Origin of the sequence: Bartonella capreoli, assembly GCF_902813205.1 — a bacterium.
GTDB classification, from domain to species: Bacteria; Pseudomonadota; Alphaproteobacteria; order Rhizobiales; family Rhizobiaceae; genus Bartonella; species Bartonella schoenbuchensis.
Window position 1 is genome coordinate 1 of record NZ_CADDZX010000040.1, and the last position, 1,736, is coordinate 1,736.

General features: G+C 41.5%; 2 protein-coding genes and 1 pseudogene. All 3 read right to left on the reverse strand.

The genetic code is table 11. The features are described 5' to 3' along the window. Positions 1 to 183: pseudogene (locus J7R05_RS07050) on the reverse strand (hypothetical protein); the annotation flags it as partial. After that, the gene (locus J7R05_RS07055) at positions 180 to 1,205 is read right to left on the reverse strand and encodes a filamentous hemagglutinin (protein WP_343070533.1); all 1,026 of its coding nucleotides are present in this window, start codon (positions 1,203 to 1,205) and stop codon (positions 180 to 182) included. The gene J7R05_RS07055 and the pseudogene J7R05_RS07050, both read right to left, overlap by 4 nt. 97 nt (positions 1,206 to 1,302) lie before the next feature. Next, on the reverse strand, positions 1,303 to 1,704 hold the full coding sequence (locus J7R05_RS07060) for a hypothetical protein (RefSeq protein WP_208541715.1): 402 nt from the start codon (positions 1,702 to 1,704) through the stop codon (positions 1,303 to 1,305). Positions 1,705 to 1,736: the final 32 nt, after the last annotated feature.

Here is a 1,736-nt window from a genome sequence, read left to right on the forward strand (position 1 = left end):
ATTTTCTGGATCGACATCATAAGGAGTTGGCATGCCACATTCTAACAGTGCTTTTCCTATCTCAGTAAAGTCTGCTCCAGGCTTCTCCCACATTCCTATAGATGATGTGGCAGGCCTACCTAAAGAACATCCAGCGATACTTAATAGAGCTATAGCACTCAATAATCTTAAGATTTGTTTCATTTTTTCCTCCTTGAATCAATTTGTACTCGATGAGATGAACCATAAAGTCTTCCACATATATCACTGGCATCTCCAAGACAATTGTGGACACTGTTAGGATCTGTGAACATTTTGTATGCCTCTTTCCAATTGTTACTACCGGTAGGCACTGTTTGGTAGGTATAGCCATTACCGCCGATCACTCGGCTTACAAAGTCATATCTATGCCCATCAAAACCGACCGTGGTTTGTTTGCCATTATTTAGCCTGTTTAACTTATCTGCTACTGCTGCAGCATTAGAAGCGGGTGCATAAAGATTGACAGTTGTGTTGCCTGCTATATTGCTTATCCCTTGTTGTCCTAAAGAATTCAGGGCATTATAAACTGTCATACCGCCACGGCTATGAGCGTAAAGTTCCAGCCCTGTATTCCCATAGTTCTTTAGCAGATCCTGTACCTCCTGTGTTGAATTGGTTAAGCCAAAGAAGTCATTTTCCAGAAACTTCTGATAGCCTGCTACCATCAGTTCTGATACAGCTGTGTCTCCTTGTGGGAAGACAACAAAATAAAGCGGTTCATTTTGATTGTCTGCATGTTGCACTGCATAAACACCTCCCTCAGTTGGTGGCGTGAAAATGCCATTAAAAGAGACATGAACCTTACCATCAGAACCGGCTTGTAGGTGCTTCTTCTCCTCAGCCGTTAAATAATGCGACTGAGGTATTTTTTGTCCACGACTGTCTTTTATAGGTTTCCCATTTTCATCTGTTAAATAGATAATATTTCCCTTTTCATCACGATCCACCACGGCGATGGAGTGCTTTTTGATAAACATGGTTTTATAGGAATCATCGCTGTATTTAAACCCTTCTTCAAGCAATTGCGTCGCCATTTCACGGTTCTCATGGACGATTTGTTCCAGCCTGCCACCATCAAGCGCTTCTACAGCTTCATGAGCTGTAGCCGTGTCACGGTTAAGGGAGGCGATTGTTTGTTCCCCATTTTGCCCTGTCAGGGTATTTTGCCCTGCTTCATCTGTCAAAATGATGCTGCCATTACTGATGGTGGAATGAGCAAAAAAACCACCCTTCCAAGCAAAAGCAAGGAAGGGGAATGTTGCTCTTCAAACGCAGAAACACTTAAGGATAGCACTCATATTCTTTTGGATTCTGTTTACAAAACGGGCTATTTAAACGCTTCTTGACACTGCGCCTCGGGATAACAGCGCCAGGCTGACAAATGGGAAGGTTTTCAGATTTATAGTTCTCACACCAATTCCCATCTTTATTTTTATAACGGAAACCATCTTGGATCATGCAAGCATAAATTGTTGCATATGTATTGTTGCTTAGCTTTTTATTTTCTGGATCGACATCATAAGGAGTTGGCATGCCACATTCTAACAATGCTTTTCCTATCTCAGTAAAGTCCGCTCCAGGCTTCTCCCATGCAGCCAAATATCCTGAGGGAGGTTTATTAAATTGACATCCAGCGATACTTAACAAAGCTATTCCACTCAATAATTTTAAGATTTGTTTCATTTTTTTCTCCTTGAATCAATTTGTACTCGATG